The organism is Alienimonas californiensis (assembly GCF_007743815.1).
Lineage (GTDB): Bacteria > Planctomycetota > Planctomycetia > Planctomycetales > Planctomycetaceae > Alienimonas > Alienimonas californiensis.
The window spans coordinates 3362671-3380946 of record NZ_CP036265.1; the positions used below are offsets into that span (position 1 = coordinate 3362671).

Sequence of the window (18276 nt, forward strand, 5' to 3'; positions counted from 1 at the left end):
CGCACTCGCCGGAGCAAGGTTCGCTCGGGGCGGGCCCCTCGGGGCCGTGGCAGCCGCAGGGAGCGAACTCTTGCGCGACCTCACGACCCCCGCCCGTGCAAACCCCGGTGTCGCAGAACGCCGGACAGGCGAGCGACAGCAGGGTCAGCAGCGTGGGCAGGAAGCGGGCGATGACGCGGGCCGCAGTGCGGAAGGAATCATTCGTCAGTCTACTCGACGTCAGCGCGGGGACAACTCCAACTTCTTTCTGCCCTTCATCACTGTCCGCCGAGCGCCAGATCCCGAAGGCCGACGCCCTGCAGGTTCTCCCCGCCGGCGTCGGGGATCGGGCCGAGGGCGTCCACGAGCAGCAGGCCGTCGACGGCGACCTCTGAAGTGCGGGCGTCGGCCAGAGCCGCGACACGGGCAAGGTTCGCTTCGAAGAAGCTCCGCCGGGCCGTGAACACCCGCACGATATCGAACTCGCCCTGCCGGTAGCCCTCCTCCGTCAGCGCCAGGTTCTCGCGGGCGGCGGGCAGCACGTCCTCGGTGTAGCGGGCCACGCGGTTGCCGGCCCGGCGGTAGTCCCGCAGGGCGTCCGCCAGCCGGGCCCGCAGGTCGAGTTCCAGCCGTTGAAGTTCGGCGGTGGCCCGGTGCAGGTCGGCGACGGCGGCGGCGACGTTCCCGCGATTGTCGTTGAAGACCGGCAGCGGCAGGCCGACCTGCACCCCGCCGATCGGCTCGTCCCCGCCGAACCCGTAGGTCAGCGCCGCCTGGGTCTGTACGTTCGGGACGGGTTGGGCCTGTTGCCGGCAGATCGCCGCCCGCGCCCGCGAGACCCGTGCCCGGGCCGCCGCTAATTCCGGGCTGGCGGCGAGCAGTTCGGCGAACAGGGCGTCGAAGTCGTGTTCGGCGACCGGCCCCTCCAGCTCCCCGTCCAGCCGGCCGACGGGGCGGCTCGGCATTCCGGCCAGCGCCATCAGGCGTTGCCACGCCCCCTCGAACTCCAGCTCCGCGTCCCGCCGCACGATATTCACCTCGCCCAGCTGAATTTCAACTTGGAGCACGTCCGGCCTGGCGACCTCTCCGGCCTCGAACAGTTGCTCGGCGGCGCCGACGCCCTCCTCGGCCAATCCCACGAGCTCCTCCGCCAGTTCCAGCCGGCGCTGGGCCCCCAACGCGACGTAGTACTGCCGCCGCACGCCGTTGACGACCCGCAGCCGCTGAGCTTCGGTCCGCCAACGCAGCCCCTCGACCTCCCAGCTCTCGACCGCGCGGTTCAGCTTCAGCTTGTCGGCGGTGACGAACGTCTGGGAGGCGAAGGCGCCATGACGCCCGGCCGAGCCGTCTTCGCCGATGTCCTCGGACGTGTAGCCGACGGTGGGGTTCGGGTAGAGACCGACCTGGGTGTAGATCCCGCGGGCCTTGTCCACCGCCGCGGCCGCCCCGCGGAGCGTCGGATTCGCGGAGAGGGCGGCGGCCTCGATCTCCGCCAGCGTCAGCCCACCGGGGGGGTGATCGTCCGGCAGCACGCCGGTCGCGGGGGCGTCGACCAGTATGGGAACGGGCGCGGCGAGCGGATCCGTTCCGGCTCCCCCGTTCGTCGGTTCTGTCCTATCGGCCTCGTTCGCCAATTCATTGGACGGCCGTTCCGGGGAGAACGGATCGGGCGTGACGGGGCCGTCCCTGCCCTCGTCTACGGACGGCTCCTCCTGATAAGCCGCCGGCTGAATTGAACCGCCCGCCGCCGGTTCCGCGGCGGCGACCGCCACCGCGGGCACGCCGTAGCCCGCGGCGGCGCCGGAGGCGAGCGGGCTCCCCCCCTCGTACGTGTGGGTCGTCAGCACGTTGCCGGTCCCGCACCCCGCCAAGCCGACGAGGGCGAACGGCAGCAGGGCTTTGCGGGGCTTCATGGGGGCGTCTCCGCCCCGCACGGCGTGCCGGGGCATCGGGTCTCGTGTCCGTCAACGCCGGTGGAATCGGCCCCGCCCTCACGCCCGCCGCAACGGGATCGGCCTGCAGAACCGCTTCTCGGGCCGGGCGGTCCGACTGCGAAAGCGCGGACGACTTTCCGGCCTCTCGCCGGGCGAACGGCCTGTTTGAAAGCGGATGTCCCTGACAGATGCAGCTTCCCGCTAAAGTGGTGGCGGCGCCCGCTCGGCTTCCTGTCTCCCTGCCCAGCCGCCCGCGACCGCTGCGGTCACGCTCCGCACGACTCTCCCAGACAAGACCATGAACCTCACCCGCACCGCGCTGCTGATCGCCGGGGGCTTGGCGGCCTCCGCGACCGTCGCGAACGCCCAGCACTACGGCCACCACCACGGCGGCCACGTCGTCCCGCACACGACGACGCACATCGATGTGGTCCCGCACACGCAGACCCACACGGACTACGTCCGGCACGGCAACCACGTGGACGCCGTGCCGCACACGACCACGCACTACGACGCGGTCCCGCACACCACGACCCACTACGACCGAGTCGGCACGAGCTACCCGACGCGCTTCGGGACGGGCGTGCAATACCCGACCCGGTTCGGACAGGGCGGGCAGATCTACCGGCCCTATCCGCAGCAGTTCGGAGGCAGCGTATACCGCCCCGTGCAGCCGCGGTACTACCCGCAGCAGACGCACTTCGGCGGGCATTACGTCCCGCACACCACCACGCACTACGACGCCGTGCCGCACCGCGGACACATTGATGTGGTGCCGCACACCACGACGCACTTCCATCACGTCCCCCACTGACGCCCGCCAGATTCCAACCGGCACGGACGCCGCCGATGAACGCTCCGCCAAGGCTCCCCGGTCCCCCGGGCGAGCCTGGTTTTCTGTGCAGGCCAGACCAGTTCCGTCGGCGAAGCGCCGCCGCGACGCGGGGGCGGTTCGGACCCGGGGGAGGCGGTCCGAACCGCAGGGCGTCGGGCCGACGTTCCTCGGTTCAGCGATGGCTCTGATGGAAATCGTAGTGGCCGGGCGTCACGTCGAGGTGATCGCCGTGGGGCACGATCTCCGGCGCGTGGTAGTCGTAGTGCCCGGAGCCGTGTTGTGAGTTCCCGAGGCCGTAGCCGCTGCCGTAGCCGCTCTGCCCGTAGCCGCGGCCGAACTGGTTGCCGGAGCCGTAGCCGCTATTGAAGCGGGGGCGACTGAAGCTCGACCCGTAGCCCCCGCTGTTCCCGTAGAGGTTCGAGCGGCCGAAGTTGCCGTAGTTCGAGCTGTAGCCGGATCCGTAGCCGCCGCCGTACCCGTTGCCGTACGTCGCGGCGGCGCCGTTGCCGAGCGAGAGCTGGAAGGAGACCCGCGAGCGATCGCCCGCGTCCGCCTGGGAGGAGCCGGCGGCCAGCAGAGCGGCGGTCGCGGCGAGAGTGAGCGTCGAGCGGAGCATTGTCGCGGTCCTGAAACGTTGGGAGTGGATCAACGCTCTATTAGGTTGCATTCGCCGTGCCAATCGTCGCGCGCCAACTTTCAGCCTGCGAACGCTGTCCCGATAGGGGTGAGAACGCTCGCTGCGGGCAACGGAGAGTGTCGCGGAGGCGATCAGGCGTTGTCATATTGACGACGGAAATGCTGCGGTGACCCGGCCGGACCCGCTCACGCCGCGTTCAGTGCGGCGACGATATTCGTCCGGGCCGCATGCCACGCGGGAATAACCCCGGCCAGCAGGCCCACGGCGGCCGAGACCCCCGCGGCGGTCAGCACCAGCGAGAGGGAGGGGCGGAAGGCGATCGTCACCCCCTCGGCGCCCACGGCCAGCCCGCCGAACGCCAGGATTGCCGTCGCCGCCGCCGTGCCGACCAATCCGCCGAGCAGGCAGATCAGGAGGCTTTCGCAGACCACCAGTCCGAACACCCGCGTCGGCCGCACGCCGAGGGTTTGCAAGACGGCGTGCTCCTTCACCCGGTCCTGCACGGCCATCACGGTGGTCGTGGCCACCAGCGCCAGCACCAGGCCCACGCAGGCGAAGCCCAGCCAGTGGGCGAAGCCGATCAGGTCCACCAGATCCGACAGCGTGCTCGCCTGAAAGGCCCCCTTGCGGCGGGTCGTCGTGGCGACGGGGCCGGCGGCGAGGGCGGCGTCGATCTCGCGGGCCACGGCGTCTGCGTCGGCGTCCGGGGCGAGGGCGACCTCGTGCATCGTCACCAGCCCGGCGGAGTCGAGGCCGCGGGTGTACTGGAGGAATTCGAGGCTGGTGAACGCCACGTTCTCCTCCGCCGCGACCGGCGACGCGAACACCCCGGCCACCTGCACGCTCAGGTCCCCGATCGCAAAGGTGTCCCCCACCGCCAGCCCCCGCCGTCGGGCCAGCGACTGGCCCACCAGCGCGGCGTCCCGGCGGCTCTCGAACGCCGCCCAGTCGCCGGAGGTTAACGTCAGCCCGCGGTTCTCCCGCAGTTGCTTCGGATCGGCCCCGTTGAAGACGACGATGTCCAGGCTCGCCCGGCAGTTATTCGTCCAGACCTGCAAGGGCATCACCCCCCGCACGCCGGGGACCTCGCGAATCGTGCGGGCATAGTCCTCCGGCAGCTTGCTGCTGGTCGGACAGAAACGGTTCTCCTGAAAGACGATCAGCGTGCGATCGGCGTCCCCGCCGGCGGTCAGTCGGTTCAGGCCCTCCTGCACGGAGGCGACGAAGCAGAACACGAACAGCGCCACCGCCGCCCCGCCGGCGGTGAGGAACGTGCGCATCCCGTGGCGCCAGAGGCCTTTGAAGACGTAGGGGAGAAACTTGAGCATCGGGCGGTTTCGGTTCGGCGGGCGGGGCTGGGAACGGGGGCGACTCTAGCCGGCGACGGCGAGCGAACGGCCGTTGCGGGCCGCGTCGGCGCCGTCGTTCAATTCGACGATCTGTCCGCCGTCCAGTCGCAACCGGCGACCGGCGAGATCCGCGACCGCGGAGTCGTGCGTGACCATCAGCAGCGTCATGCCCAACTCTTCGTTCAGACGGACGAGCAGGATTTGAATCTGCTCGCTGGTCGCCGCGTCGAGGCTGCCGGTGGGTTCGTCGGCGACGACGAGCGTGGGGTTCATCACGATCGCCCGGGCGATGCCCACCCGCTGTTCCTGTCCGCCGGACATCTGCCGCGGCAGGTGGTCGGCCCGGTCGGTCAGGCCGACCGCCTCCAGCGCCAGTTCGACCCGGTCCCGCCGCTCAGAGCGGGAGAGCGGGGCCAGCAGCGTGGGCAGTTCGACGTTCTCGTAGGCCGTCAGCACCGGCACGAGGTTGTGCGTTTGAAAGATGTAGCCGAGGTGGGCGGCCCGCCAGTCGGCCAGCTTGGTGCGGGACATCGCGGTGATCTCCGTGCCGGCGACGGTGATCGTGCCGGCGTCCGGCCGGTCGATCCCGGCGACGGCGTTCAGCAGCGTGCTCTTGCCGGTGCCGCTGGGGCCCATCATGGAGACGAAATCGCCCTCATGAATGTCCAGATCGACCTCGTCCAGCGGGGTGACGGTTTCGCCGCCCTTTTTGAACGCCTTCTTCAGACCGCGAACTTCGACCAAAGCCATCGTCTCGCCTCGTCGTTGGTAGGAATTTATTGGGGAGTCAATGAGGAGCGCCGGCGGCCGGTCAGCCGGCGTCCTCGCCGGTAATCTCGATGCGGTCGCCGTCCTCCAGCCCCTCGCGGCCGGCGACGAGCAGTTTGTCGGTGGGGCGGAGGCCGTCCGTAACTTCGATCAGGTCCTCCGTGCCGGCGTCCCCGAGGGTGACGGCCTGCCGGCGGGCGACGCCGTCCGCCCCGGCGATCCAGACGGTTCTCGCCTCTCCCTCGCCCTCGACCAGGCGCCGGGGGACGAGCAGGCGTTCCCGCTGCTCCTCGCCGACGGGTTCCTCGTCGGTCGGGGGGGCGAGGAACGTCGCTTTGACCAGCATTTCCGGCCGCACGGCCGGCGGCGGGCTGTCGAGGGCGACCTTCACTTCGAGCGTGTTCTTCTGCACGTTCGCCGCGGAGGTCGTCTCCAGCACGCGGCCGGCGATCGGTTCGTCCGCGGCCGCGGTTTCCACTGTCACCGGCTGCCCGCGGACGACCCGGGGGACGTCCTCCAGCCGCACGTCGGCCCGCACCTGCAACATCGCCGGGTCGTACAGGCTCACGACGGCGGAGCCCTCCGGATTGGACTGCGCCTCCTGCCCGGTGACGAACGAACCGGGCGGCGCCAGCACGGCCAGCACGCGGCCGTCGGCGGGCGCCCGCAACGTCATCCGGTCCAGCCGCAGCCGGGCGACCTCCAGCGCGACCTCCGCCTGCCGACGACGGGCCTCGGCGGCCCGGACCTCCGCCTCGGCGGCGGCGACCCGATTGGATTCCTCGATCCGCAATTCCGTTTGTTCGGCCAGCGCGTCGCGGCGACGACGGAGGGCTTCCGCCCGCTTCGGCAATGAGGTTTGCAGACTGCGCAGTTCCGACAGTTCGGCGGCGGCCCGGTCGGCTCCGCTCTCGGCTTCCTGTAACAGACGGCCGGAGACCGAACCCCGGGCGGCGCGGCGGCCGTCGCGGTTCTGCTCCGCGAACCGCAGCCGCGCCTCGGCGGCGGCGAGCCGGCCCGGCAGCGCCGCCCGTTCCCCGTCCACCTCGGCGAGGGCCGCGTCCGCCTCGGCCAGCGCCGCCCGCCGGGCGAACGGCTGCTGGAACAGCTGCTCCGCCGCCGTGCGTTCCGCCTCGGCGCCGGCGAAGTCGGCCTCGGCGAGACTCAGGTCCGCCTCCGCCTGCCGCACGGCGAGTTCGCTGTCCGCGGAGACCAGCCGCGCGACCACCTCCCCGGCGTCCACCTCCTGTCCCGCGACGACCAGCAACTCCTCCACGACCCCGCTGCTGAGCGCGGAGACGTAGGTCGGCGTCGGTCGCGGTTCGACCCAGCCGGCCGCCTGAAACAGCGGCGTGCCGGCCCGCCGGACCTCCGCCTGCCGAACCACCACCGGGACGACCGTGACCGGCTTCGCCGTCCGCCACAGATCGCGGGCGGCCCAGCCGGTCATGGCGAGGAACCCGCCGAGGACCACCGCCGGCAGCACGACGCGGGCCAGCAGGCGACCGCGGCTCTGCCGCCGCTTCGGCTTCGCCGCGGCTTTGACGGGGGTGCGGTCGAAGGCCAGACGGCTCAGATCGAGCCGCGGCTCAGCGGGCGGGTCGGCGGTCTCGACGCTCATGGGACAGGGGACAAACTCAGGGAAAAGGCGGGCGGGGGAGTTCAGGTCGCCCCGCCCGGGAAACGAAGGACGCGGTTACTTCCGCACGTACACCTGCCGGGCGAGCACGCTGAGGTTGCCGGCGTCGTCCTTCTCCGCGGTGCCGCGGACGACGACCTCGGCCAGTTCTTTCACGCCCAATAAATCGCGGGCGCCCTCCGCGACCAACTTGCCCTCGGCGTCGACCAGCTTCACCGTGGCGGAGTTCGCCGGCACCTTGTCCTGCTGGCAGCAGTAGTCCCACGGCGTCGGGCAGCCTTCGTCGTCGGCGCAGTAGGGCACCTTGGGGTCGACGATCGTAAACGCCGCCAGCCCGTCCACGAACGGGGCGGAATCGCCGCCGATCAGGCCGACGACGGTCACTTCGTCGCCGTCCTTCACGGACTCCTTCACCGCTCCGACGCCCTTCGCGCCCTCCGGTTCGGTCGTGGCGAGGTAGGCGGCGTTCTGCACGGTCGGGGAAGCGGCGTCGGTCACGGTCGCGTCCCCGTCCGGGGCGCCGCAGCCGACGGCGAGCAGCGCGACGGACAGGGCACCGACCGCGGCGGCATGATGGGTGAGATTCAGCATCGAAGAGTCTCCTGGAGGGAGGGGGGGAAGCCGCACATGGCGGCGGGGAAGCGGGTCGGCCTCCGGGCCGACCCGTGAAGGTCAGAAAAAGGGGTTCAAATCGCTTTGAGGCTCTCCGCGATCGGGCGACGCAGGGCCTTGAGGGCCGGCGGGACGGCCCCCGCGGCGCCGAGCAGCAGACCCACGCCGCAGCCGATCAGCAGCGTCATGCCGTCCACCCGCAGGGCGAAGGCGCCCATCGTGAACCGCACGGACAGTCCGTTGATCAATAGCAGCGACGCCGTCCCCGCCAGCAGCGAGGCGGCGGCGGCGAGCACGAGCCCCTCCTGCACGAGGCTCAGCAACACGGCCCGGCGACGGAAGCCGATCGCCCGCAGGGCGGCGATCTCCCGGGTCCGTCCAGCGACGGCTCCGTACATCATATTCAGCCCGGCGAACGCCCCGGCGCCGGCGACCAGCGCCACCACCGCCCAGGCGAGAATCCGCACCGGCTTGTAGTGCGTTTGCATCGCCCCGTAGTACGCGGTTTCGGAGACGGAGGTGATTTCGAGATCCTTCCGCTGCTTGGCGAACAGATCGATCTCCCCGGCGGAGCCGTCGGGGGCGAGGGTGAGGGCCACCAGACCGATGTCCTGCCGTTTGAGGGCGGATTGCAGGTCCGGCAGGCGACACCAGAGCTCCGATTCGAACGCCGACCCGCCCGCGGAGAACGTGCCGCTGACCGTCCAGTCGCGGTTCTCGAACGTCACCGTCGAGCCGGGCTTCAGCGCGTCGGCGGGCACGCCGAGCTTGGCGTAGGCCAGCCGCCCGGCGAGCACTTCGCCCGGCCCCGGCCACTTGCCGGAGGTGATCCGCACGGCCCGGCGCACGAGCGAAGCGGAGGGCGTGACCCCCCGGACCAACCCCAGCGACGCCGTCTCGGCGCCGCCGACCCGGGTGCCGAAATACAGTTCCGGCGAGACGTACGCGATGCCGGAGCGATGTCGAATGCCGCTGAGGCTCGCCTCCACGACGCCCGTCGTGCGGGCCGGGACGGCGGAGTTCTCAATGTTCTCCTCCGCCCCCAGCGAATACACGAGGACCACGTCCGGGTCGCCGCTGACGGCCAGCGACGTCTCCAGTCCGCGGATGAAGCCCACGACGACCAGCATGAGCAGCACGACGGTGGCCAGCGCGACCAGCGTCAACAGGCTGCGCACCGGCCGCCGGGCCAGATTGCGGATGCCGTAATCCCAGGGGAGCAGGCGGAGGGTCATGGAGCCATTTGGATTCAGGGGGAGGTGCGGATCACGACAGGGGACGGAGACGCGGGGCGGGACCGTGCAGTCCCGCCCCGTCTCCCGACGACTCAGCGCTTCGGCTTCTCCGTGAACACGCCGCTGGGCCCGGCGAGCCGCTTGGGCGTCTTGCCGATCGACTCCATCGCCTCCCACAGCCACTTGGGCGAGAGTTTCAGCCCGGACTCGGGCAGCACGGTGACGGTCTGCTTCTCGATGTCGCACTGCACTTTGGCAATGCCGTCCACGGGCTTCAGCTTCGCCTCGATCCGCTTCACGCACCCGCCGCACATCTCGCTGACGGTGATCACCGTCGCGGTGCGGTCCAGGGCGCCGCGGGTCGCGTCGGGAGCCGACGGTTGATCCCCCGCGACGGCGGGGGCGGCGGCGGCGGCGACCGCGGCGGCGGTCAACATGGCGAATCCGCGCAGGGCGCTGGCGGTTTGGGGGGAACGACGCATGGTCTGAGTCCTTTCAGTACGGGGACAAGAATGTCGGCGTGCGCGGGCGCAGCGTCGACGCGAACGGGACGGACGACGTCCCGGAAATCCGGCAGCCCTTCGAAGGGCGGCCGAGACGGTTCTCCGGCCGCGGGAACGGGCCGGTCGAAGACAGGTCGCGGGCGGATCGCGCCCTCACACGGGCGGATCGGGACGCCCCGACGGCGTTAGTTCAGCAGCGACGACAACTGGATGCGCAAAGCGGCCCCGCCGACCGGGCGTGGCGCCGCGTCAGGGACCAGCCGGCGCGGCGAGCGAGCCCGGGCAGGGCTCGACAACCAATCCGCAGCCGTTAAGCCAGGCAGAAACGCACCGACAGTTCCGTCGAGTTCCGGCGCGTCCGGCAGGACGGCCCCGCCGCAGACGCCCTGGCACTGACAGCCTTCGCCGCCCGGCGCATCGAGCGGCTGCGAAGAATCGTCGCCGCATTCTGTTGGCGAGGCGGGGCAACATTGACAGCGTTGCGCCTCGCCCGCCGCCTCGCCGCACGCACCAGTCGCGCAGCGAAACGGGCAAGCCGTGACGGCGAGCAACGTGACGGCGGCGACGAGCGAACGAAACATGCGAGCCGTGAAAGTCTCAACGGGACCGCCGGATGATAGGTCAGGCCGTCCGCCCCCGGCAAGGTCGGCTGCTTCCGCGAGTCCGCGGACACGCGATTCCGGCGCTCGCCCCTCCGTTCGTAGTTTTCGTGCGATTAAAACGGACGCCGGCGTCTATAAGAAATCTTTGCGACTTAAATGTTCACGACGGATTATCGCGCCTGGTTTGCTGGAGCGTCGAGCGGACGATCGGCTGGGGCGAAACGCTGCGGCGAACGCCGTCAGCGTGAGCCTGACCGACGAACGAGAGGCGACGGCCTTCGACGTTCGCCCTCGATGGATCGCCGCGGAAGCCGCCGAACGACCGCAGTGGAAGGCTGTCGGTCGGCGATGGTGGGGACGGGGTCCGATGGGAGGAAGGACTGTCCAGACCCTCTTTGCAGGAACGCATCGAAAACCGCTTGACAGCTTGATCCCGTGCGGTTGGGCTCGATCTCTCGGCGGCGGCGTTCGCCCCGCTGTCCCCGCGTGATCGAACTTCGCCACGCGCTCCTCCAGATCGGAGACAGGTGATGAGACCCTTCAATATGGCGCTCGGGTCCGGAGTGCTCGGGATCGGCTTCTATTTCTCCCTCGGGGCGGTCGCCTCGCTCCCGGCGCAAACGGCGCCGCCTCCCAGCGGCTCGGTGCCCGCCAGCAGTCCCGCATTCCAGAGCGGCCCGGTGCAGAGCAGCCCGGTGCAGAGCGGCCCGGTGGATACGGGCGGAGCGATCACCCACGGCGACGACCTGCGGGCCGCCGATCCCGGCAGTTGGGATCACGTCGATCTGATGGCGGAGCGTCTGGAGCAACTGTCGAAACAACTCCACGACGAAGTGCACGCCCACCTGCAGGGGCACGAGTACTTCAGTCACATGGACGCGCACGCGACGGAGGTCGAACGGCTCGCCGTCCACCTGCACGAAGTCGCGCACGCCGGCGAAAGCATTCCGCACCTGCGCGAAGACGTGGCCGCTCTCGACCGGCAGGTCCACGAGGCGGACGAGGTCATCACGCAAATCGCCCGCCGCGGCGTCCTCACCCGGCATTACAACGGGGCCATCGTGCAGACCCGCCGCATCGTGCGGGAGATGATTGCCCTTCAACACCATCTGGAGGACGACCTCGCCGCGTTGGACCCGAACTACCGCAATTATCATCCACGCGAGACCGCCCGCCCTGTGCCGCGGGACCCGCACGATCACGGCCGATATCCGGGGGCGGTCCACACCCCGCCCAGTTGGCATTCTCCGGGGACGGGCTCCACTCTGCACCCCCGCCCCTACAGCGACTACTACCACGACCGCCACGGTCATCGCTACGACTCACACGGTCACGCCGCTCCCGGCACAATCCATCCGTCGCCGCACCACAACCCCTATCACCGCCCGCACTAGGTGGTGCGGAGAACGCCGTCTCCTCCAGACAAAGCGTGCGTGACGAGAGAGAACTCGCGAAGTCCCCTTCGACTTCGACCGCCAGCCCGCTGTCGGGAAACGCCGGGGGACCGTCATCGCGATCTGTCAGCCCCGTCCCGCGGCAGTCGTTGTTGTGAGTCCGCAGGCACGATCATCGGCCTCGCCAGCGGCGCCCGGATACCGGCGACTTGAGGTGGGACGTCCACGCCCACAGCGAGTTGAGACGACGGGGCGAAGTCGATTTTGGTCAGGTCAGCCCCGCCGCAAGCGGAGGGCGTTGCCGATCACGCTGACGCTGGAGAGGCTCATCGCGGCGGCGGCGAGCATCGGGGAGAGCAGCCAACCGGTGAACGGGTACAGCACGCCGGCGGCGATCGGGACGCCGGCGGCGTTGTAGACGAACGCGAAGAACAGGTTCTGCTTCACGTTCCGCACCACGTCCCGGCTCAGCCGGACCGCCCGGACGATGCCTCGCAGGTCGCCCTTCACCAGCGTCACGCCGGCGCTCTCGATCGCCACGTCTGTGCCGGTGCCCATTGCGATCCCCACGTCGGCGGCGGCGAGGGCGGGGGCGTCGTTAACCCCGTCTCCGGCCATCGCCACGGTCGTGCCGCCGGCCTTCAGTTCGACCACGCGGTCGTGCTTCCGCTCCGGGCTCACGCCGGCCTCCACCTCGTCGATATTCAACTGTCTGGCGACGGCTTGAGCGGTTGCTGCGTGGTCGCCGGTGAGCATCACGATCCGCAGGCCCAACTCGTGTAGGTCGCGGACCGCTTCAGCCGTCGTCTCCTTGATCGGGTCAGCGACGGCGAGCAGCCCGGCGACCACCCCGTCCGCGGCGACGAAGAACGCCGTCCGGCCCTCGCCCCGCAGGCGGTCCGCCTCGCTCGAGAGGTCTGCGGGCAGATGGACGCCACGGTCGGCCAGCAGCGCCGGCGTGCCGATCAGGACAGATCGGCCCTCAACCGTCGCCGCGATCCCGCCGCCGGTGACGGACTCGAACGCCTCCGCCTCGGCGGCACCGGCGCCGCGACCCTTCGCCCCCTCGACGACCGCCCGGGCGAGCGGGTGCTCGCTGCGGGCTTCGGCCGCGGCGGCGAGGCGGAGCAGGTTGTTCTCGTCGAACCCGTTTGCGGTGCGCACCTCCGTCAGGGTCGGTTTGCCCTCGGTGAGGGTGCCGGTTTTGTCCACGACCAGCACGTTGCAGGACCGCAGCGTTTCGAGAGCGGCGGCGTCCTTGAACAGCACGCCCTCCCGGGCGCCGCGGCCGACTCCGACCATCACGCTCATCGGCGTGGCGAGGCCGAGGGCGCAGGGGCAGGCGACGATCAGCACGGCGACCGCGTTCACCAGCGCGAAGGCGAAGGCCGGCTCCGGACCGACCGCCCCCCAGACGACGAAGGCCAGCGCCGCCGCGGCCAGCACGAAGGGAACGAAGTACGCCGCGGCCTGATCCGCGACCCGCTGGATCGGGGCGCGGCTGCGTTGGGCGTCGGCGACGAGGGCGACGATGCGGGAGAGCACAGTGTCGTCTCCGACCTTCTCCGCCTCGATTAGGAGGGAGCCGGCGCCGTTGACGGTCCCGCCGATCACCGCGTCGCCTTCGCCCTTCCGCACGGGGACCGGTTCGCCGGTGACCATCGACTCATCGACGGAGCCGCCGCCGTCGATTACGCGGCCGTCGGTCGGCACCTTCTCGCCGGGGCGGACGCGGAGTCGGTCGCCCGTCCGCACGTCGTCCAGGGGAACCTCCCGCTCGGCGCCGTCGTCGCCGACCACGCGGGCGGTCGGCGGGGCGAGCGAGAGCAGTTCCCGCAGCGCCGCCCCCGTCTTGCGACGGGCCCGCAGTTCCATCACCTGACCGAGCAGCACGAGGACCACGATCATCGCCGCGGCCTCGAAGTAGACGCCGATCAGGCCGCTGTGCTCCTCTCGAAACGTCTCCGGGAAGAGGCCCGGGGCGACGACCGCGGCGACGCTGTAGGCGTACGCCGCGGCCACGCCGAGGGCGATCAGCGTGAACATGTTGAGGTGCCGGTTCACGACCGACCGCCACCCCCGTACGAAGAACGGCCAGCCGCACCACAGGACGACCGGCGTCGCCAGGGCAAGTTGGAGCCACTGCGAGGCTCGGGCCCCGATCCAATCGTGGACGGGCAGGCCGATCATCGGCCCCATCGCCAGCAGGATCACCGGCAGGCCGAGCGCCAGACCGATCCAGAACCGGCGGGTCATGTCGACCAACTCCGGGTCTGGCTCGTCCTCTGCCCCGCGAACCGCGACAGTCTTCGGCTCCAGCGCCATCCCGCAGATCGGGCAGTCGCCGGGGGCGTCCTGCTCGATCTGCGGGTGCATGGGACAGGTGTAGACCGTCGCCGAACCGGGGCGAGCCGGCGGACCGCTCCGCTCCAGCGCCATGCCGCACTTCGGGCAGTCGCCGGGGCCGTCGTTCACGACCTCCGGGTGCATCGGGCAGGTATACGTGCCCGGGGCGGTCCCGGGAGGAACGGGCGAGGAGGTTTTGGCGCCGTGCCCGCCGTGACAGCCCCCATGGCCGTCTGCCGTGTCGCGGCCCTTGGCGGCGCCGGCGGCACGGTCGTCGGCGCCGCCAAGGTAGCGGTTCGGATCGGCGACAAACTTCGTACGGCAGCCGTCGGAGCAAAACCGGTACGTCTCGCCGGCGTGCTCGGCGACGCGGGGGGCGCCCGCCGGCACGGTCATCCCGCAGACGGGATCGGTGACGGTCGCAGGGACGCCCGGCAAGGCGGCGCCTTCGGGGGCGTTGAGAACCGGGAGGTCGGCGTTCATCGAACCGTGGGGGAAGAGAAAACGCCGGGACCCGTTCGGATCCCGGCGTGACGGAGGCGAAACGCTCGGGACTCAGGCGGCCATCGCGGCGCAGCTTTCGGCGCATTTGCGGCACTGGGCGGCGCAGTCGCTCATGCCGACCTTCTCGCAGCTGTCCGCGCATGTCCTGCAGACCTCGCTGCACGCCCGGCAGACGAGGCCGTGCAGTTCGCTGCCGCGGATCATGAAGTCTGCGCAGGTTGCGCAGATCTGGATGCAGTCCAGCATCAGCTTGGCGTGCGTCTGCTCGACGTGCTCGCCGCCCTTCTCCAGGCACACGTTCGCGAAGTGGTCCAGGCAGGTCCGGTGACACTCTTGGCAGGTGTCGATGCACTGCTTCATCGCGGCGTCGCTCATCGTCGGTCCTCGTCGTGGCGGGGGAACGGGGGAATCGCGCCGGTCGATCGAACTGGACGATCGGCCGACGCGAAAGCCGTTCTATTCATACCCCGACAGGGTATAAACGGTGGAAGGCGGGGAGTGCGGGTGGGGACGCCCCCGGGCGCGCCGCCGCCTGCCGCGAGACGCCGCCTGCCGTCGAGGCGGGCGGGCGTTCAGCGACCGCCGAAGTTCCCGTACTTGGCGAAGACGCTCATCAACTCGCGGATCTTCGCTTTGCGGTCGTCGTCGTCTTCGGCCTTGAAGGCGGCGGAGACGCAGGTGTCCATGTGGTTTTCGAGCACGATGTGACCCACCTTGCCCAGCGCCGCCAGCGCCGCCCGAACCTGCATGAGCACGTCCACGCAGTACTTGTCCTCCTCGATCATCCGCCCGACCGCGGCCACCTGGCCCTCGGCGCGGCGGAGTCTCTTGCGAAGAGCCTCCTTCTGGTCGTCGTCGAGTTGCACGGGGATCAAGAGCGGCCGCACGGGCCGTGTTCAGCGGTGATATTCGAGGGCCCCGACGGGCGTACGGACGAATCCCATCGTACCTGGCGGGGGTATCACCGGCGAGGGGCGCCCGGTCCGTGCGGCGGCACTTGCGGAGCCGGAACGGATCATTTCAAACTCCGCACATGCTGATCGTCTATGTCGCCACGGTCCTGCTGCTCGTCGGCTACGTCGTCTTACCGGTCGGGTTGCTCTTGTACGTGCTGATCCCTAGTCGGCGGGGCGCGCTCCGTCGAGTCTGCGTGCTGGGCTGTCAGAGCCTGCGGCTCGGGGTGGCGTGTCTGATCGGGGGCGCCGTCTCCGCGTCGGTCCGCGACCCCGACGCGGCGATTGGCCCGTCGACGCTCGCCGTCGATCTGGCGGGCCTGCTGCTCGGCACGCTTCTCATGTTCGTTCTCCCGAGCGGGATCGGGCGGTCCTGGCGAGCGGATGCGTTGCCGGCGGACCGTCCGTGAGGCCCCGTCGGAGGTGACTGGCTCTGGATCACAGTCGGCCGGCGGCGACCGGGGGGGCTCGCTACCGGGCCTGCAGATCCACGATAAACCGTTTCCATCTCGGCGGTCTCCTCCCGCTGCCCCTCATGACGGCTCGCGGCTTGTGGATCGAAACGGTTCTGCACGCATGGCGCAGGCGGCGTACCCGCCGGGGTCGCCCGCGACGGCGGGGGACTCCGCCGCTCCTCCGTCATCGCGGTTACGCTGACGAGCGGCAGTCCCGCCGAACGGCGTTGACCGCCCCCCGGCCGCCCGTTCACTCCCGGCCGGCAACCGCTCGCTTGGTTGCCACGTCCCCGCGGGCGGACCGTCTCTTAGAGAGACTCCACCACGCGCAGGCCGTCGCGGCGAGGGGGATGACGATCATCTGTAGGACCGGCGTCACGCCGACTCGGAGGACCGGCGCCAGCGGCATGGATCCGTAGGTCCATCGTTCCGCCACATACACGGCCCATAACTCAAAGCCGATCGCCATCAAGACGCCGGTGATCAGCGGGACCACCCAAGTGGCTGGGTGCGAATAGGCCGACCTCTCGGCGGCCCAACGGAGATCCCGGTGGATGACCGCCACGATCAGGTAAAAGGACAGCGTCGCAAACATATCGCCTGTCGCCGTGGCAAACAGACACATCTTGAAAGTCGCCCACGAGAGTCCGTCGGGGGTCTCGAACAGCGGCATCTGGGCGTTTTCCCAGAGCAGATGCAGCACGAAGCTTGAACCGAAATACCAGAGGATCGGCTTGGCGGCCGATGACGGAGTCGGGCCGGACATGAGCGAGAGCCGGAGGAGGGATTCGGGGCCGCTTGAGCGATGGGGCGGGAGCCCGGAGAGAAGATCAAGACGCCCGCCCCGTCGCCGAGCAGACTCTACTTCTCCCCGTCCCCGTCCTGCGAATCTTCATCCCCTGCCGCCTTCTTCCGCATCATTTTCATGCACATCGGGCACATCGGTTTTTCTTCCGCCGTCTCCTTTCCGTCCCGCATTCGCTGCTTGGCGATCTGCATGGGCGAAAGCGGCCCCTCGGGCATCTTCCCGAGTTCTTCCCGCTGCTCGGCGGTCAGCGCCTCACGGGCTTGTTTCCGCGCCGCCTCCGCGATCTCCCGCAGGCTGTTTCGCTGATCTTCCGAGAGTCCGAGTTCGTCCGCTTGCGCCAACAACAGGGGCGGGCTGTCGGCATGCAGTTCGACCCCCTTCAACCCGGCCATCATGGGGCACATCATCTTCTGCGGCGAACTGGATCCATCCTGTTTCGCCTGCCCCTGACCGTGAGCCGCGGTGACGGGCGACAGCGCCGCCCCGGAGAAGGCCAATCCGGCCGCCGCCAAGGTGCAGAGGCCGTAGCGAATTTGCGTCTGAAACATTTTTCTGGTCGTCGTCGAGTTTCGAGGGGAACCGTATCCGGCCGTCGGGCCGTGCAAGAGGAACGTAAGGCGGCCGTCGCAAACGATCGGACGGTCGAACCCCGTCGTACCCGGTGGGGGTATTACTGAGTGGCGACGCAATTGAAGTCCGTACCCGGTCAGCAGGCGGTTCGATCGGCGTCCCGCCTCGAGATCGGCAATGAACCGTAATTTCGCGGCAATCTCTTCTCGCTGCGTTTTGATGATCCGGTCGGCCAAGTCGCGGTCGCGTGGGTCGGACAGCTCCGCCCGCTCGCTGGTCAGGATCGCGATCGCGTGGTGCGGGATCCATCGCCTTCGTCCACGACTCGTCCTGCACCGTCTCCTGGGACCGCACCAGCCACAGGGTCAGGACGAAGACCACGGCGGCGCCGGCGAGGATTCTGACATGCGCCTTGCGGTTCAGACGCATCCCCCACATGAACCCCCTCATGGTCGCGGCCATCGTCGTCCCTATCAACAGGGCCATAGAGAGGCGCATCTCGCTGAAAAGTACGTGCTCGAGGGCGTCGGTATTGGGGTAGGTCAGGCCGAACATCACCGCCGAGGAGGCGGCGATCATGAGGCCGAAGCGGGCGTAGGGCTTCATTGCGGCGTGTGAGGCCATGAGTGCGGTACTGCCCCCATAGCCGCGCCCGGCGGTACGGGGGGGGGGGGCTCTTGAGCCCAACGCCGCGGCCGACGGTCCGCCCTCCTCCATGCTGCCGTCGTTCAAGTTCATTGCCATATTCAGGCCCTACTGGGTGCCCCGGCTCGGCCGACGATCCTGGCGAAGCCGAAATTGCTCTTGCCGTCCCGCGGGCGCCCCGTATACTGGTGGGTAGTACCACTACCCGGGATCGCCGTGAGCCAGAAACCGCAACTGCCGCTTTACGCCGAAGACCGTCTGGATCGGCTTCGGAGCCGTCTAAAACGCATCGAAGGACAGTCCCGCGGGATCGCTCGGATGCTGGAAGAACAGCGACCGTGCCCCGAGGTCCTCCAGCAACTCGCCAGCGTCCAGTCCGCCCTGCGCGGAGTGACGAAAGAGGTTCTACGCAACTACCTCGAAAACTGTGCGACGGAGGCGATTCGCTCGGGCGACAATGAAATTTACGACCAGTTGATGGACGCGATTTACAAATTCGCTAAGTGAA

General features: G+C 69.6%; 18 protein-coding genes. 4 read left to right on the forward strand and 14 right to left on the reverse strand.

Features of this window, described 5'->3' with window-relative positions; all coding sequences use genetic code 11:
* Positions 1-257: 257 nt before the first annotated feature.
* Positions 258-1928, reverse strand: a complete 1671-nt coding sequence (locus tag CA12_RS13225) for a TolC family protein (protein WP_145359385.1) — start codon at positions 1926-1928, stop codon at positions 258-260.
* Positions 1929-2211: 283 nt separating this feature from the next.
* Here CA12_RS13225 and CA12_RS13230 point away from each other — a divergent pair, with 283 nt between their 5' ends.
* A complete protein-coding gene (locus CA12_RS13230; protein WP_145359387.1) occupies positions 2212-2727 on the forward strand; it encodes a hypothetical protein in 516 nt (171 codons plus the stop codon).
* Positions 2728-2920: 193 nt separating this feature from the next.
* Here the strand turns inward: CA12_RS13230 and CA12_RS22540 are convergent, their stop codons facing one another.
* The 8 genes from CA12_RS22540 to CA12_RS22130 form a co-directional block, all read right to left on the reverse strand.
* Complete coding sequence (locus CA12_RS22540; RefSeq protein ID WP_207621977.1) at positions 2921-3364, reverse strand: hypothetical protein; 444 nt, start codon at positions 3362-3364, stop codon at positions 2921-2923.
* Positions 3365-3570: 206 nt separating this feature from the next.
* Positions 3571-4713, reverse strand: a complete 1143-nt coding sequence (locus tag CA12_RS13240; RefSeq protein WP_145359389.1) for an ABC transporter permease — start codon at positions 4711-4713, stop codon at positions 3571-3573.
* Between the two features lie 45 nt (positions 4714-4758).
* On the reverse strand, positions 4759-5484 hold the full coding sequence (locus tag CA12_RS13245) for an ABC transporter ATP-binding protein (RefSeq protein WP_145359391.1): 726 nt from the start codon (positions 5482-5484) through the stop codon (positions 4759-4761).
* Between the two features lie 61 nt (positions 5485-5545).
* A complete protein-coding gene (locus CA12_RS13250; protein WP_145359393.1) occupies positions 5546-7123 on the reverse strand; it encodes an efflux RND transporter periplasmic adaptor subunit in 1578 nt (525 codons plus the stop codon).
* Positions 7124-7198: 75 nt separating this feature from the next.
* A complete protein-coding gene (locus tag CA12_RS13255; protein ID WP_145359395.1) occupies positions 7199-7732 on the reverse strand; it encodes a hypothetical protein in 534 nt (177 codons plus the stop codon).
* A gap of 95 nt (positions 7733-7827) precedes the next feature.
* Entirely contained in the window at positions 7828-8988 is a 1161-nt protein-coding gene (locus CA12_RS13260; protein ID WP_145359397.1) for an ABC transporter permease, read from the reverse strand.
* Between the two features lie 92 nt (positions 8989-9080).
* Complete coding sequence (locus tag CA12_RS13265; protein WP_207621978.1) at positions 9081-9470, reverse strand: heavy-metal-associated domain-containing protein; 390 nt, start codon at positions 9468-9470, stop codon at positions 9081-9083.
* A 206-nt stretch (positions 9471-9676) separates the two neighbouring features.
* A complete protein-coding gene (locus CA12_RS22130) occupies positions 9677-10072 on the reverse strand; it encodes a hypothetical protein (protein WP_165700741.1) in 396 nt (131 codons plus the stop codon).
* Positions 10073-10620: 548 nt separating this feature from the next.
* On the opposite strand from CA12_RS22130, the gene CA12_RS13270 reads away from it, so the two are divergent.
* Entirely contained in the window at positions 10621-11487 is an 867-nt protein-coding gene (locus CA12_RS13270) for a hypothetical protein (protein WP_165700742.1), read from the forward strand.
* 273 nt (positions 11488-11760) lie between these two features.
* Here CA12_RS13270 and CA12_RS13275 read toward each other — a convergent pair whose 3' ends face one another.
* The 3 genes from CA12_RS13275 to CA12_RS13285 form a co-directional block, all read right to left on the reverse strand.
* Positions 11761-14316, reverse strand: a complete 2556-nt coding sequence (locus CA12_RS13275) for a heavy metal translocating P-type ATPase (protein WP_145359401.1) — start codon at positions 14314-14316, stop codon at positions 11761-11763.
* Between the two features lie 72 nt (positions 14317-14388).
* Positions 14389-14697 (reverse strand): four-helix bundle copper-binding protein, encoded by a 309-nt coding sequence (locus CA12_RS13280; protein ID WP_207621979.1) that lies wholly within the window; start codon positions 14695-14697, stop codon positions 14389-14391.
* Positions 14698-14909: 212 nt separating this feature from the next.
* Positions 14910-15224: a metal-sensitive transcriptional regulator gene (locus tag CA12_RS13285; protein ID WP_242687905.1), complete on the reverse strand. Its 315-nt coding sequence runs from the start codon at positions 15222-15224 to the stop codon at positions 14910-14912.
* 146 nt (positions 15225-15370) lie between these two features.
* Between CA12_RS13285 and CA12_RS13290 the strand changes: the two genes are divergently transcribed.
* Positions 15371-15700: a hypothetical protein gene (locus CA12_RS13290; protein WP_145359405.1), complete on the forward strand. Its 330-nt coding sequence runs from the start codon at positions 15371-15373 to the stop codon at positions 15698-15700.
* 295 nt (positions 15701-15995) lie between these two features.
* Here CA12_RS13290 and CA12_RS13295 read toward each other — a convergent pair whose 3' ends face one another.
* Positions 15996-16511: a hypothetical protein gene (locus CA12_RS13295; RefSeq protein WP_145359407.1), complete on the reverse strand. Its 516-nt coding sequence runs from the start codon at positions 16509-16511 to the stop codon at positions 15996-15998.
* 95 nt (positions 16512-16606) lie between these two features.
* Complete coding sequence (locus CA12_RS22545; RefSeq protein WP_207621980.1) at positions 16607-17359, reverse strand: hypothetical protein; 753 nt, start codon at positions 17357-17359, stop codon at positions 16607-16609.
* Between the two features lie 625 nt (positions 17360-17984).
* Between CA12_RS22545 and CA12_RS13305 the strand changes: the two genes are divergently transcribed.
* Positions 17985-18275 carry a metal-sensitive transcriptional regulator gene (locus tag CA12_RS13305; RefSeq protein WP_165700743.1) on the forward strand — a complete coding sequence of 97 codons (291 nt, stop codon included), beginning with the start codon at positions 17985-17987 and terminating at the stop codon, positions 18273-18275.
* The last annotated feature ends 1 nt before the right edge of the window (position 18276 follow it).